This window comes from Chitinophagaceae bacterium (assembly GCA_016699815.1).
Lineage (GTDB): Bacteria > Bacteroidota > Bacteroidia > Chitinophagales > Chitinophagaceae > Ferruginibacter.
The window spans coordinates 2,647,843-2,664,372 of the sequence record CP065012.1 but is presented as its reverse complement, the minus strand read 5'-3'; the positions used below and the strand labels follow the sequence as shown (position 1 = coordinate 2,664,372).

9 protein-coding genes are annotated in these 16,530 nt (G+C 37.5%); 1 reads left to right on the top strand and 8 read right to left on the bottom strand.

Annotated elements, in window-relative coordinates:
* Positions 1 to 933, top strand: coding sequence for a hypothetical protein (locus IPO46_11830; protein ID QQS62762.1), 933 nt, complete (start codon positions 1 to 3; stop codon positions 931 to 933).
* 37 nt (positions 934 to 970) lie between these two features.
* Here the strand turns inward: IPO46_11830 and IPO46_11825 are convergent, their stop codons facing one another.
* The 8 genes from IPO46_11825 to IPO46_11790 form a co-directional block, all read right to left on the bottom strand.
* Positions 971 to 1,750, bottom strand: a complete 780-nt coding sequence (locus tag IPO46_11825) for a TolC family protein (protein ID QQS62761.1) — start codon at positions 1,748 to 1,750, stop codon at positions 971 to 973.
* A gap of 15 nt (positions 1,751 to 1,765) precedes the next feature.
* Positions 1,766 to 3,301, bottom strand: a complete 1,536-nt coding sequence (locus tag IPO46_11820; GenBank protein ID QQS62760.1) for a hypothetical protein — start codon at positions 3,299 to 3,301, stop codon at positions 1,766 to 1,768.
* Positions 3,301 to 3,447 (bottom strand): hypothetical protein, encoded by a 147-nt coding sequence (locus IPO46_11815; protein ID QQS62759.1) that lies wholly within the window; start codon positions 3,445 to 3,447, stop codon positions 3,301 to 3,303. The genes IPO46_11820 and IPO46_11815 overlap by 1 nt, the downstream gene beginning before the upstream one ends.
* A 10-nt stretch (positions 3,448 to 3,457) precedes the next feature.
* Positions 3,458 to 4,660 carry a glycosyltransferase gene (locus tag IPO46_11810; GenBank protein QQS62758.1) on the bottom strand — a complete coding sequence of 401 codons (1,203 nt, stop codon included), beginning with the start codon at positions 4,658 to 4,660 and terminating at the stop codon, positions 3,458 to 3,460.
* The gene (locus IPO46_11805) at positions 4,661 to 6,004 is read right to left on the bottom strand and encodes an oligosaccharide flippase family protein (GenBank protein ID QQS62757.1); all 1,344 of its coding nucleotides are present in this window, start codon (positions 6,002 to 6,004) and stop codon (positions 4,661 to 4,663) included.
* 12 nt (positions 6,005 to 6,016) lie between these two features.
* On the bottom strand, positions 6,017 to 7,090 hold the full coding sequence (locus IPO46_11800) for an acyltransferase (GenBank protein QQS62756.1): 1,074 nt from the start codon (positions 7,088 to 7,090) through the stop codon (positions 6,017 to 6,019).
* Between the two features lie 44 nt (positions 7,091 to 7,134).
* A complete protein-coding gene (locus IPO46_11795; GenBank protein QQS62755.1) occupies positions 7,135 to 9,312 on the bottom strand; it encodes a hypothetical protein in 2,178 nt (725 codons plus the stop codon).
* 86 nt (positions 9,313 to 9,398) lie between these two features.
* Positions 9,399 to 16,511: a hypothetical protein gene (locus tag IPO46_11790; protein QQS62754.1), complete on the bottom strand. Its 7,113-nt coding sequence runs from the start codon at positions 16,509 to 16,511 to the stop codon at positions 9,399 to 9,401.
* Positions 16,512 to 16,530 lie beyond the last annotated feature (19 nt).

The following is a 16,530-nucleotide window of genomic DNA, read 5'->3' as shown; positions in this document are numbered from 1 at the left end:
ATGACAAGTAAAAAATTTTTAATACGGTATGCAATAATTATGGCTGTGCTCATTGGGCTAATAGCCAGCATTAATTATTATATTGACATTTATGGCCTCTTCAGGGGAAAAAAGGAACGTAAAGTGTATATCAATGAACGTACCAGCAAGTATCTTTTTTCCATGAGGTATATCCCCGAAAATTATGAAGGTGTAATTGCAGGCCCTTCTTTATCGGACAACTTGAACCCTGATGCAATAAAAGCTTATAAAATTTACAATGCCAGTATAATGGGCATTAATGTAACGGAAATGAATTACCTCCTCAATAATATTATTGACAGGGGACAGATAAAATTTGCCATTATTTGCCTGGGCCGTTACCTTACCAAAGATCATGGGCGCAAAAGTGCTCATATTGATCCCAAAGAATACTGGGGAGCGCTGGGTTCTACCAACCTACTCAAAACATACCTGCTGTATGGCATAAGAAAATATGACCTTGCACCAGGCAGGTATGCACCCAATATTTACAATACAGATGGATGGAACAATTTTGAACTGGAAATGCATAACCTTAATCCCAAAGACAGCATTGAAAAAAGAGTTGCCCATAAAGTAATAGATACTATTTCTATTGATCCGGTTGCTTACGAAGAACTGGATTTTATTCTCAAAAAACTGCGAAGACACAATATACAGGTTATAGGCTATTACAGCCCGGTACCTTATGGTATCTATCAACTGGATAAAACCGCTTACCAGGACTTTGAAAAACGTATTAGTGCTTTATTTAAGAACAACGATGTTTTGCTGAACCTAAATGAGGAAAAATATAGACCCATTAACAGCGATTACGAAATGTTTATTGACCACGGGCATTTAAGCCACAAAGGTCAGAGTTTTGTATTACAGCAACTCGATAGTATTTTAAATGTGCTTTACAAAAAATAAGCAGGGATTGAACCCTGCTTAAAATTAATTTAAAAAATTATTCCGTATCTATTATGTCATACCCAATATATTCCTCCAACGATATTTTAGCGGCTTTGTAATTCCTCCTTTTAGATACCAGCTTGGATTTTTCTTGCAGGTAAACCTGGTACGCTTTATTCATTTCTTCAAGGGTAATTTCACCATCAGCGTACGATTTTTTGGCGGCTTCATTTGCCGTAAGGTCGTACTCCAGCGATTCCTGTTGCAACATCATCACTTCTTTCATTTCCTTATAAGCCTCAAACCGCAATTGCACTTCCTCTCTTACCATATTAATCTTAGTTTGCTTATTGTACTTATTTATTTCAATATTACCTTTTGCAATGGCTTTATCTTTCTTTACCCTCGAAAAAATATCAAAGGGCACGGCCACACCAAAATTATACTTGGGAAAAAAACTTGCCGCAGCAGAACTATTCACCACAAACTCATTTACATTTCCATTTGCTGAGATAGCATTCATCCATGATTTTTTTGCATATTTCAACTCTGCTTTTGACACTTCCGTATTTACATCAGACACCGCAATTTCCGGGTTATGGGCAAGTGCATACTCAATGAGTTTTAAGTTTAAGAGAGAATCGTTATCGTAGCTGGTAAAATCTATTACCTTTCTTTTATTCTCTTTTACCTGGGCCATTTCTTCGGCTTTTTCTTCCAATTGCCTTACTTTATATTTCTTGCGAATGCTATCGGGAACCTGCTGTATTCTTTGTGCCCCACAAAAAAGGCTTGTTAAAAAAAATGCAGTTGCAAATAATAGTACTTTCTTCATAATATTTTAATTATTTTATTTAAATAATAATTGCCATGGTTTTGTATTAGCCTCTTGTTCTGTTTCCAAATTTATTCCTTCCTCATCAAATTCTTTCAACCTTTTTATAAGCGCCATGCATGAATAAAAGAGCAGCGCCGAAGGAAGTTGCCCAATAGCCACCTGTGAGAACTGACATACCATATACGGAAATAAGCCGCATAATATTGCTACCATGTAAACTTTGAGCTTTTTATTTTTCATTTTAAAATAATAATAAATGCCCTGGTAAAGTATGGTGGCATTTAACAAAAGATGAAGGAAGAGCCCTATCCACCCCATTTCGAGGCCTAGTTTTAACAGGCCACTATCTGGCGGAAAGCCTGCAAGAGGATGAGATGGGTAATACATTGTACCTTCTACACCTGTAGTGGAAATGCCTGAGCCAAAGGGGTGATAATGCATATAGGGTTGAATAAAATGCCGGTTTTTACTCCGTACATTTAAAGATTCTTCTTTGCTGTCAAATGTTGTACGTATCCTGTTTAATGTTGGGTTGCTGTTTATTGGTGCAAACAATACAAACATAAAAAACATAATGCTGCAAAACACAGCTATAAGTGTTGTTTTATTACGGATTGTAGTTAAGCCATATAAAGCAACACCAGCAGGCAAAATAATATTTGTGGTTCGGGTTCCTGAATAGGCCATACCCAACATTAATACAATTGTTATAAAAAAATACAAGCGCATCTTAAACTTGTCTTTTTCATTAATGGCAAAAATCAGTGTCATTACCCCAAATGAACCGCTAAAAATTCCATAGGTAACTACATCCCCAAAAAAAGAAAATTTTCTAAATTGCCCACCCTGAAACAGTAATTCAAACATACCTGGCTGGCTCATAATATATTTCATCTCTCCGGGCAAATAACCAACGTATTGCTGGTATATTGCATAAAGGCCGGCAAGTAATGCCAATATGGTCCATAAATGTATAAACACCCTGAACTTCCAGTAACGGTCAATTAAATAATAAGCCACCATATAAACCAAAACCAGGGTAAACAACCGCCGCACCGGTGTTGTCCACCCGGAAATATTGGGAATATTCGGGTTAAAAGCCTCCAGTACAAATGCCGCAACATTAAACATGAGTACGATAGAGATGGGCGTAGAAAATAAATTTTGTGTGGAGATAAGCCGTACTTTTTTACTAAGCATAGCACCAAGAGTAAGAAAATAAAAAAGCAAATCGAATGAAGATGCTATGGGAAGATCCTGACCAATGAGATGGCCTGGATAAAAAATAAAAAATGTAATGATAGTAGTAAGAAAATACCCATGCAATGGGCTAAATAAACACATATATAAAACGGCAAGCCCAATAAGCAAAACACCAATAGCCAGAGGAATAAAAAAGAAACCCTTTGCCGACATATAACCACATACCAATGCTAAAAGCAGCAGCAACGCAATTCCACCCGGTGAAATGAGTTTTTTATAAAAAATCTCATGCCGCATCCAATGGCCCAGTGCAATACCTTTCGATTTAATATATTCCTTTATCATCAGAAATAATAAATTTTAAGAAATAAAAAGGCCATAACAATGGTTACAAATAAAAGGGCAACAAACTGTGTGAGCTTTCCGGTAGTAGATTCTCCTTCTGCTTCATCATGGTACCCTTTTTCAATATGCATTTCATTTTCTTCCATTAAAACAATTTTAATTTTTTTGCGATGCTACTGCATTATAAAACAGGTTTATTGAATTTTCCCATGAATGTGATGCGGCGACTTCTTTACGCAATTGCTGTTTCTGTGCATTGTCTTCCTCAAGTGCCTTTTCAATTGCCAGTACATATTCATCAGAATCTTTGCATAAGTAGGTACAATTTGCAAATGCTTCCATAGTTTCGGTTGCAGTGGCCACAACAGGTTTACCTAATGCAAGGTATTCATCTACTTTTCTCGGATAATTGCCAATTGTAAGCTGGTTAATTAATTGCGGGTTTAGGCACACATCAAACCGGCTTACATAAGCTGGCAATTCTGGTTCGGTTTTTCTTCCCAAAAAATAAATATTTGGCATAACATGTAACTCCGATTTTTTAAAATCATCATCTTCCGGACCCACCAATACCAGGCTCCACCCTGGCCTGGCTTTAGCAATTTCGCCCAATAATTTTATATCTAATCTTGCCGAAGTTAAAAAACCGCAATAGCCAATTACCGGGTTTTTAATATTTACTAAATCTTTGGGTGTTTCTCCGGCTATTGGTTTAAAAAATAAATCACCACAACCCTGGCCAATATAGAAACTATTGGGGTTGTATTGCTTTGCATAGGAAGTTAGGTAAAGGGAATTGGCCACCACCAAGTCTACCTTTTTAATTAACTCCGGCTCAGATATTGTGCCATGTTTGCTAAAATAAGGCTGCGCCAGTAAAAAATCTCTTAAATAGTAAACGGTACAATCCACTTTTAAAAAATTCTGGAGATAAAGGCCGTTAAAAAAATCGTTATCAATAAATAAAACAGGGTTTTTAAAACCCAGGCTTTGCATTGCCTTATCAATAGCAGCAGCCTGTTTTCTATTGTTTCTTTTATTAAAATACCTGTAAATAAATCCGTGGTTCAACCAATTAATAGATTCAAGCATTACCTGAGGGTTAAACACCCATAAATTTTTCTCTACCTCTTCCAAAACCTTTTCGCCTTTTTCTATGCTCTGCTTCCTGTTTTGGGTTTTTATATCATCGGGCAACCGCCATGCCGTAACTCTGTCCAGCGGACGATTAACATAAATTACCCGGTTATGCTTTGCAATAACAAAGGCCATATCTTTAAAGTTGCAGCCAATTTCAAAGTCCCAGGGCTGTATACCAATCATAATAATATCTCTATTAACTAAAGCAGGTAAACTCATTTATACTTTTATTTTATCTCTTAACATTGTGGCAATTTCCGGGTAAAATGCAAAGGCGTATTTAAAACAATTGATAATATTTATTTTAAAATACCGGTATAAAATTACCTGCGAAACAATAAAGCCAATAATGTTGCTTACAATTGCAGCATATGCAGCGCCAATAAACCCAAATTGTTTTATGCAATAATAAGTTATGGCTACATGCAGCAATGCAATAAAGCTGATGGTTAAAAAATTTACCTTTGGCCTTCCGGTAGAATCTATAATTACACCAAAGTATTTTAAAAAAGTAAGGAAAATACCTGTAATTGCTATGCATTGCAGGTATGGCACCGCATCTAAGTAATCTTTACCCCCAAGTATAAGGATAATAATTTTAGGAAAAGCGATCATAAAACACACGATAGGAATGTTTACACTTAGCGCTACCCCAACTGTTTTCTCATAAAAAAATTTGATGCGCTCCCTATTAGCGGCATTTTCTTTTTTGGAACTTTTGGGATATAAAATATCACTCAACACCTGCGATGGTATATCGGAGAGGTTAATTACCCTGTTGGCAATTCCCTGGGAGGCCGTAAAGCTTGTACTTCCTAAAATGGGTGAGAGCATCATTTGAGATGCATTGCTAAAAACAAGGGTACTTACCCCGGAACCAAAAACATATTTTCCAAAATGCCACAAACTGCTTAACCATTCTTTTTTTAGGATAAATGTACGGGTAAGGTGTTTTTTAACCTGGAGGTATGCCACTATAATACCGATGAGTATCCCCAGGTTGAAAAAAACAACCAGTACATTTAATGATACCTCCCTGTAAAATAAAAAGTAAAGTACAATCATAAACAGGTTAAAACCCTGCCGAAAAAAATATACCCAAAAAAGGCCTTTGAATTCCGATTTGCTGTAAAGCGCCCATTCAAAATGCGAAAATGGAATGAGTAAAACCATACCGCCGGCAAATATATAAAGCATGGGTTTTAATCCCTCGGCATTGAGAACAGAGGCTAGCCATCCTGCACAAATTGTAATAGCCGCAATAAGCAAAATGGTTACAATAGAATTAATAAACAATGCAGCAGCAAGCACATAGCGTTGTTCTTCACCATCGGCATGGTTTACATATTTTATCAACGAAGTTTTTACCAGTGCCTGCCTAATAAGCTCTACAAATGAAGTGCTGGTAAGGAAAATAGTCCAAACTCCCATTTCGGGTTTGGTTAAAGCGCCATGAGCCAATATCATTGTACTTAATACACCAAAAATAGGTATTGATAATTTTTGCAGCCCGTTATACAGCCCGGCTAATAGCCATCCCTGATATTTACTTTTCTCCTGCACCTTCCTAAAAATTTATTGAATTGCTGATTTTAATCTTTTTTTTTCTTTTAACGCAAAAAGCCATTCCATATTGGCCTTTTTAGCAAGTTTATACATCCAAACGGGAATTATTAAACCGCTTATAATGCCAGATAATAATAGTACTGGTAAATTATTAATGTGCAGAACATGCATTAAGAAAATTCTTAACCCGGCCATTACTACCACATGGGCCACATAAATATACAATGAATGTTCGCCTAAAACCCTTAGCCATTGGAGTGCGTTTCTTTTTTCCAATTGATTAGATAGTAAAATGATAAATGTACAACCCACTAATGCAATAAGTAAAAACAAAATGGGTAAATGATACTCAGCATAATCATAATGTGGCAATGGGTGCTGCAAGTTTAAATATAAATACCAGGCCTGTAAAGCCAGGAATGGGAAAAGCACCAGCATTAAAATTTTTGATGATTTCATATACTTTTCATTTGGGGCGTTATTGATAAAAAAGCTCACCCAATCCCCAATTGCAAAAAATATATAATAGTGCAATATGTCACTCAAAAACCAAACATTAATATTGTGTTGAAATATATAAGCCGAAATTAAATACATGATAAGCCCAAACAATACATTTAACCATACCGGAACTTTTAATAAAATTTTTACAAGTACATACAATACAGCTACATTGAATAAAGCATATAAGTACCAAAATTGTCCTACCTGCCTTGGCGAATACAACAGGTAGATATAATGCATTTGTTCTTTATCGGCATTTACATAAGATGAAAAGACAAGTTGCAGTGATATTTGTATAAATCCCCATAAAAAATAGGGGTAAATAATGGTGCGTGCCTTTGTAGCTACAAAACTGCTCAACCCACGCTTTTGTAAGCTTTTAGCAACAAAAAAGCCGGATACTATAAAAAATAAAGGCATACGGAAACTATAAAACATAATATTGGCATATTCAATGGGCAAATACTCTTGTATTGAAATGCCGGCGTATTTTATACCCTCAAATACATGACGATATAAAACAAGTATAATAGCAATTCCCCTTGCATAATCCACCCAAGCCTGTCTTTTGGTTTTCATCTTCTTTGGTAATGGTTACAGGCAAAAAATACTTACACTAATGTTTACGTATTAATGTTATCGGTATTTACCTTATTTAAAATTGCACCAAAATTTTTTGCGCTATTTTCTGTAATATATTTTAGTGCACTATAATCCGTAGGGCTTAACCTGTTATCGGCTGCAAACACTGTAAATACTCCTTCTGCATAAACAGCAATTTCTTTACTATCGGCATAATTATTCATGGCTGCACCTTCAATTAATACAAAATCAAATTCTTGTTTAAGTGAATCAAGAAAAGCCTTCATATCCAGGTTATGGAGTTCTTCTGAAGGAGTGGTATTGCCGCCCTTGCATCCGATAACATACAGGCCTTCATGCTCTGTTTGTGCATTTTTAATTTGGGCAGGATTTATACCTCGGCTTCCGGCAAAATCTTCTATAAACACCCTGGAACTGTATTTCTCCGTTAAGGTATTGTGAGAAAAATTTAAATCGAGTACCAAAACTTTTTTATTACTCAGTAGAAGAGATGATGCCAGTGCTTCCAAAACTGTGGATTTACCGGTGTGTGGCTGTGTACTGGTAAACAGGAAAATTGACTTGCCACTGTTCAATAATTCAAAACGTAATTTCCGGATATTATTTTTGAATAACTCATTGCCTCGTGTTGGCTTTGCCTGGCCAAGCATAATATTGGTTGCCGATTGCTTTTTAAATTTTAAGGAATTTAGAATAGAAGCGGTTTTCATTTTTGTTAATTTACCAAAAACTGAAGGCAACTTTATGGAAGAGTCAAAAATTTCGAGAAAAATAAATAATACAGAGAGCAAAAAGAAAACTGCAAAGCCTGATAGTATCCCTGAAATCAATGTGTTTTTCGACTGTGGTTCAGGCGCAGGCTGACCAACACGTGTTTGAATAAAGTTTACTGTTGGGTCGTCTTTTGACAAACCCTGCACCTGTGTGTATTTATCTTTTACGCTAATTAACTGCTTGTTTTCAATATCCAACTGGCTGCGTATCACATCCATCTTAACATCGCTGCCAACGCTTACATTGGTCATACCGCTGTATTTTCTTATGCTGGCCGTATAATCTGAAATGGTAGAAGCTGCTGCGTTCATCATGGCTTCTTCTTCATTAATTTCCCTGGTAATTTTATCTATTTCGTCTTTACTCTTTGATTTGCTACTTCCACTATTGGATTTAAGTACTATCTCTGCCCTCAAATCACTAATTTGTTGTTGTAGCACTGGGTCGTTACCACCTTTTCTGGCCAGTTCCTTGGTTAAATCATCTTTTTGTTTGGTCAATCTCACCACCTCTGCATTGTTATTGGTACCGCTATTACTACCTGCCGACAAGCTGTTTAGCCTTGCCTTAAGGTAAACTACACGGTTGGAGTGTTCGTTATACTTCCCTTTTTCATCTGCAAGTTTTGATTCCAGTGAACTCACCGTTTCCATAGCCGTAGATGATCGGCTTAAAGGGTCAAAAGAACCCTGGCTTATTTTTTCATTAATCAACAACTTGTTTAAACTATCTACTTTCCGTTGCTGGTTATCAATCATTGAATTGATATTTTCTGCTGACTCACTGGTACGTTTTGAATTGAGCGTTTTATAATAATTCAAAAATTCATCGCCTACTTTATTTACAACCACGGCAGCTAGTTCGGGATTAGTGGATTGATAGGAAATATCCAGGTAATCAGTTCTGTCAACCCGGTGTACCATCAAATTTTGCATGATAGATTTATAGTCATATCCATACAACTTAAAATATTCAATCAATACCCTTTCTTTATGTACATCCGATTTTAGCAGTTCATTTTTTGCCAGCTTGTTTAAGAGAATTCTTTTTGCCGTATCGGGTTGCATTTCCCGGTAGTAAGGCGTTTGCATTTGTTTTGGCCCAAGTTTGGTAAATGCATTTGCTGTATCTGTTAAGTCATGCAATAGCAGAGAGTAGCCCACGTAATTAATTACCTGTGGAGATGTAATGGTGGCTATTACGTTATCAAACTTTACTTCTATGGTGTAGATATCAATTGCAGAAGACCCATCGGCAAGCCTCAGTTTTTCTGTAGTAAACCCAGTTGAATATTGTGCTGTGGAAACATATAAAGGTTGCTTCTTTATAATCAATAATAAAGTAAGGATTGCGGCAAGCAGGCTAAGGCCGAGAATAATCCATTTTTTGCGGTAGAGTACTTTTAAAAAATACAATACTTCCATGTAATTTCAGTTAAGAGGTTTTAAATACTATTAAAAAAATCTGGTACCCGAAGATACCAGACTTTTTAAAGTTTTGGTTTTTCAGCTTATCTTATTTTGACAAGTTTAACCGTTTTGGCTGGCTTTCCATCAAATAATACATTCAGCACATAATTTCCCGGAGTTAATGAAACACCGCCTGGCAGATTTACCTGAATTACATTTCTGCCTGAAATAGGTTTAAATGGAGTTGATTTATAGATCAACCTTGCATTTACATCATAGAGTAAAATTGAAATATTATCAGCTTTTACTTCATTTACTTCTACTTCAATTTTATTTGTAAACGGATTGGGATATACATTAATAGCGCCTTTATCTTCTTTTATTGCAACAGTTTGCTGCATACCTTTCTCTACTTGCGCAACAGGATGCTGGTTACTATTTGCATTATTAATTATTTCTCCTGGGGCATTTTCACTTGCAGGTTCTGTTTCGTCTGCCTGCTTGTTTGTGCTTATTGGCGTATAATTATCATAAGCATTGTAAGACTCAATGGTAAATGCGCCGGTAAAAGTATAAGGCTGGTCTGGCGCTGTTATTACACTCAATACCAGTTCTCCGTTATCATCCGGTTGCAAATTATCGAGATATACAATTTTGGTACTGTTGTTATAGCTGTTCAATTGTACTGTGTGGCCGTTGCAGGTATAATTAGCAATGGCATATCCAAAGAAGATGGCACTGCCAAAAATACCAATACGGTAACGTTTATTAATATTCAGGTTTTTGAATTTAACCTGGCTCAACTGATTGGCATCGCTCCAGTAATTACTTTGCATTACCAAAGATGGGAAGATGCCGCTATTGGAATTTACACCACCGTAACCGGTACCGTTGAACTCTTTAGTAATCTCCATTTCTACCCCGCTGTTAAAGGTTTTGTTATCATTCAAATCAGGGAATGTTGCTCCTTCAACTGCAGGTGAGTTTAAATTATTCCAGGGTGCAGATGCATTCATTGCACTTTCAACATTAATATTAATATAAACAATCCTTGGTGATAATACTTCTGTTGCAATATTGCTATAGTCGCTGTTCCTCCTGCTTAAACCGCTACCACGGTAGGATCGAATTTTATAGAAATACCGCACATTGGGGCTTAAACCAGTGTTGGTGTATGTAGTAACGCCAGCTGAAAGTGTGGCAATTAATGAATAAGAACCATACTGAGAAGTAGCCCTGTATAATTCAAACCCTGCTTCGTTACTACTTTGGTCGCTCCAGGTAAGTTTAATTTGGGTGCTATCCAGCAGGGTTTCTGCCATAAGATTAAAAGGCCTTACAATACTTGAGGAAATAAATGCAGGGTCAACTTCCTGAATAATTAATGCATTGAGATTTAAATACCTGAGATCAGAAGTTGTTTTTTTGAATGATACCGTAAGTACGCCTGAACCATTGGGTGTTAAATTATTTATTTGAACCGATTTAACGTCATTGTACATTCCTTCAAGTACAACTGAGCTTGCTCCAGATTTCATGGTCATAGAAGAACTTATTCCTGCATCATGGCTGCTAAAGCCAACTATATTATACCGCATAGATGGATTAAGGCCGGAAATTTCAATATTGTGTTCCAATGCATCTGTTACATGAATGCTGGATTGCATTACATTATCGGGGTAAATACCACTGTTATACCCTGTGTACATACCAGCAGATTGGTTGCCTTCCCATCCATCTACCAGGCGGATAGAAAAACCAGAATTTGTATTTGCATCATCTATTAAATTGCTTACCACATAATTGGTAAAAGGATAAGTGAGTACATTGTTCCATGGCGTATGTGCAGCCGGTGAACCTTGCGGACCAAAATTAATATACACATTTCTTACTGAAGGATCCGTTACAATAATGCTGAAGGTTTCTTCGGTTTTACCAGCATTATTATCAGTAAGTATTACACTGATATTATTATACGTACCCACATCATTTGTTCCCGGATTAATTGAAATTGATCCTGTACCGTTACCGGTTGGTGTAAATACGGCAAATGATGGAAGGCCGGAAACACTTAAGTTTAAAACATCGCCGGGATCGGTACCGGAAATATTTACATTGGCTGAGCCTCCGCCTTGTACCACAATATCATTTATGGTTTGAAGCACTGGCAACCTATTGGTAGATTTTACTTCTACAAAATTGGTTAAACCTGAACTTCCATTATCGTTGGTAGCTTCAATCTTATAATAATAAGTAGTTTGGCTGGATGTGGAATTATCTACATAAACACTATCATTTGCATTGGTAGCGCCTGTGTTTAATAATATATAAGGCCCGGCAGGGTTTGTTGCCCTGTACACCTGGAAGTTGTTTTCGTTATACGATTTGTCTTTCCAGGAAAGTTCAACCTTTGCATCACTTAATGCCTCACCAACTAAATTTTCCGGCATGGCAGGTAACGATAAGTCGTTTACCAGTTTCTCCAGCACCATTGCATTTAAAACAGCAATGGGTGAACCCGGCGCTTTGTACATTCTTAATACCAACTGGCCGGAACCATTAGGAGCTACGCTGCCAAAAGAAACTGTTTTGTTTTTATTGCCTTGTACGTCAATTGATTTACTTTGGCCATTGTACTCGTATAGGGTAGTACCATTATTGGTAAAATTGGCCCAGGAACTGCTGCCAAACATGGTAACATTATACCTTGTACCAACAGTAAGGCCTGTAAGAGTAATACTGATAGTATCGGGGGAGCCGTAAACGCCACCGTAGAAGAAATCCTGTATTACATTGTCTGGGTAAACACCAGAGTTATCTCCGGTAATTGAACCCTGGCCACTTGTACTCCACCAACCGGTGCTAAAATTCAATCCAATTCCTGTATTTGCGCCAACTGCATTAAGCAAATTGGTACTTACAACATTGGTAATATTATTCCATGGAGCATTGGCCACAGGTGCAGCATTTTCCATATTCATATATACAACTTCCGATACAGGTTCGGCATGGGTAACAGTAGCATTAAAACTTAATAAGGAATAAGCGCCACCGGCATCTGTAACTTTAAGTACAATGCTATGTACCCCTTCAAAAGAAAACCCAGGAGCTAAAACTACAGTTGCATTTCCATCTACTCCATTATTTACCGATACAAATGATGGCGAAGATTGTACCGACCACACTAAACCCGTATTACCTTGTGCATCTGTAGCTGATACAGGAACATTTAATACTGCACCTTCAGCAAGTGATACATCGGTTACCGAATTGGGTACAGGTTTATTATTGTCGTTTACTACCAAAATAAAATTCAGTGTATCGGTTCCTGTATTTTCATCTTCCACTACAACTTGCATTGGGAAATCTCCCTGTTGTAATATATCGGGGTTGATAAATGTAAACTGGCCTGTTCCGTTACCTGTTTGGTTAAAACTTACAAATGGCGGCAATGTAGTAATCACCGTAAGTGTTAAAGTTTCACCATCCAAATCGGTAGCGCCAATATTTAAATTTTCTGTAGTGCTGTAATGCATTACAAAAGAATCGGCAGGCAATGCATTAAAGTTTGGCATGTTATTGTGCGTTTTTGTGGTTGCCTCACTGGTAAACGCTGAATTACCGCCGTTATTTATTGCACGGATGATATAATAATAAATGGTATTGGCAAACAACTCATCATCGGTATAGTTTACTATCGCAGTGGCATTTGCCGGCAAAGTTTTAATATACCTGTAATTAGAGTTGTCTCCTACTGAGCGAAATATTTCAAAGCCTGTTTCATTGCCGGAGTTGTCGTTAAAAGACATTGCAATTGAAGTGGTGTTTTCTCCATTTATAACAAGGTTTGATGGCGCTGCAGGTTTTGGCGTAAGGCTGAGAGTAGTATCTGACTGCAGGCAAGACTTTACAAAAGAAGGAACCAAACTTGTGGCAATGGCTTCTTTAACTACGGTTACATGATCAATAAACCCAGCAAAGTAAGATGATGAAGCTGCTGAGTTAAATGCATTTTGTCCTCTGGATGCACCAAATGCAGAAGGATTTGTAGAATTAAAAATTGTTGAGATTGTATGGGTAGTTGTTCCCACTGATATACCATTTACATAAAGGGTAATTGTTGTGGCTGTATAAACCAAGGTAATATGGTTCCAGTTTCCAGAAATCCAGTTAGCATTTGAAATTATATTTGAAACAGTAAGTGTTTTACGTACATTATTGCCGGCAATGGCCGCTTGTAATGAACCACTATTGAACCTTATGGCCATACCATTATCTTTTCCGCCAAAATCTACTACCACATTATTCGTACCAGCAATAGCAGAACTGGTTGGGTTTACCCAAACGCCAATTGTACGGGACGAATAAGTATTTGCCGGAAAATGTGTTACTGCATTATTAGGAACAGAAACATACTGATTGTTCCCATTTAGTTGCAAAGCATGCGTTCCTTCAGCCGCTGCAGTATTAAATTTTGGCAAGCCATAGCCCGCTAAATTGTTGGCAGCTCCACTTTCATCAGAATAATTATTATTAAAAGTCCATGAACCTTCAAAATTATTGATCAATGCAGAAACGCCATAGTTATTTTGAGCCCTTACTTTATACCAATATTTTTTACCTGCAATAAGGCCTATTGAATCTGTAAAACTGGTAATATTTGCGGCAGTTGTACCGGCAGGATAATATGGCCCGGCCATTGAACTTCCTCTCAATAACTGAAACCCTGATTCATTGTTGCTATTGTCCGTCCAGGATAAAACAAGTTTATTGGTAGCGGATGCGGTTGCAAATAAATTTGATGGGGCAGCCGGGTAATTTGCTGCAATGCCTGGCACAATCAACCTGAAAGCGCTATCCGGTATCAAAGTTCTTTCATTGATACCGGCAGTAGGCGATTTCCAAAACACCTGCATTAATTCTCCCCCACCCTGTTCAAAAAATGTGGCAATAAACCTATGTACACCAGCAGTAAGATGAACTGTACCTGATGCATATTGCGGACCGTGCAAACCATCATTATTAACGGTAGCTACTGTACCGGTTCCGGTATATTCTCTGTCAATATATAAACGGCTACCATCATCAGAATAAGTTTCAAACTGGTAGGTAGCATCTACAGGGATATTGATATAGCCATCCCACATAAAGGCAAAATTATCATCCCTGTTGCGTGGAGAAATGGTTACATTGGGTACTGTGCCAGTTTTAACCGGGGTGAGGCCATTAAAATTAGGCAGTGTGCTATAAGTACCTTCATAATATTTATAAATCAAACCTGATTGTTTTGTCAAACCTACAATCTGGTCGGTTGGCACTGATGAATTTCCGGCTTCATCCCGTGCTACTACATAAAATGAGTAGTATTGATTGGCAATAAGATTAGCTGTAGTTACAAAATTGTTATTGGTAATATAACTTTTTACGCCATTTACATATACATCATATTTAAATACACCTACGTCATCAGATGAAGGATCCCAGCCCAGGTTTATTGTAGTAGCAGAAGACGAAGTAACCCTTAAATTTTGAGGAGTATTTGGTGCCGTATTATCGCCAAATGTTGTGGCGCTGGCTTCATTACTTACTTCTGCAGCGCCGTTATTATTTACGGCTCTTACAATGTAATAATATTTTGTACTGGCGCTTAAGCCTTCATCAATGTATTGTAATACATCTGCACCTACCCTTCCGGCAAGCTGGTAACCACTTCCCCTGGTTTTGCTCCTATATATTTCAAAAGTAGTTTCATTAAAAGCCGGCGTAGGGTTATCGTTCCAGTCTAATTGAATAGTGGAATTAGATAAAGTTAAAGCGGTTAAATTATTTGCCTTATCTGGCCCATTTTGTCCATTGGCCGATATAACATTAAAAATTGGGGAAAAATCGCTGGAGCAACCAAATTGCTCGTTCACTTTTACTTTATACTGGCCTATAGGCGCATTGTAAACACTGGTATCGCTTACTAAAGAATTATCGCTAATCTTCCTCCATTCATAAGAAGCATAACCGGAAGGCACCATTAATGGAACGGTGTTGCGCCCATCAGGAGAAGGAAGTACATTACTGTACGACCCATTAATAGTAATTGGTGGTGTTACCGTTGCCTGTTTTATTGTAACCATTACAGGCGTTGGCGACCAGGCAGACCATTCTGATGTAGAGGTACGTTTAAAACGGCCACGATAAGTGCCATAATCTGTAGCAATATATTCATTATTGTTAGCCCCGGAAATGAGAATCCCATTTTTATCCCACTCGTAATCATAAAAGCCTGGTTGAAGGGCAAGCCTTGCATTTACAGGCTCGTTGGAGCAAAATTCACTATGCTGATAATAAACTAAAGGATTGGCTTTATGTTGCTGCGGCAGATATGGGAAATATACGGGCTCATTCCAAAAAACATTCCAAACACCATGACCCATAGTGGGATAAAGTTTTTGTATAATTTTTCCACCCATATTTCTAAATGAATCTACAAGAGTAGTAACAATACCTGCAGCCGGGTTACCATCTCTACCGCCATTTGTTATCCAAACTGGAACCGTAAGATAAGTGGAAAGTTGAGAGTAATATGTTGTAGCCGCAGCAGAAATGATGATTAAAGAAGCAACCCTCTTGGGATTTTGATAAATATATTCATAATTTGATTGGGAACCTGCAGAAAGCCCGCTCACAATTAATCGGTCTTCATCAGCTTTTGCGCCAGCAACCAACGAATCAATAAAAGAATTCATTGCAGGAAAATATCCCTGAAAGGATCCATCCGTACTTTGGGGATAAATTAAAAAGCCGTCAAAATCCCCGGCATCTACTTTTTGCGCATGCAATTGGCCACCATGCAATAGCTGGTATTCATTATCGTAAATTGATCCTCTTTCTCCCATTCCATGAAAGAACATGAACATAGGGTATTTTTTACCATCCTGCACACCTTGCTGGTAACTTTTGGGGAATTTTACCCTAAATACCATGCCCCGGTGCCAGTAGCATTTGTATCCGTAATTATAAGGGTTCCAACCCAGGCGGTTGGTATGGCCCCATTTTAAAATTTTATAGTAATTACTCCAATCCGGTGCAGCCGGGTTGTTGCCTCCGGTAAAAACAATATTAGGGTCGGCAGAGTTAAACCCATAACCATACTGGGCTTTTACAGAGGTTGCAACAAAGAGTAGGCCTGCTAATGCAGTAATTAAGTAAAAAGTCTTTTTCATTTCCTGTATTCTATTTTAG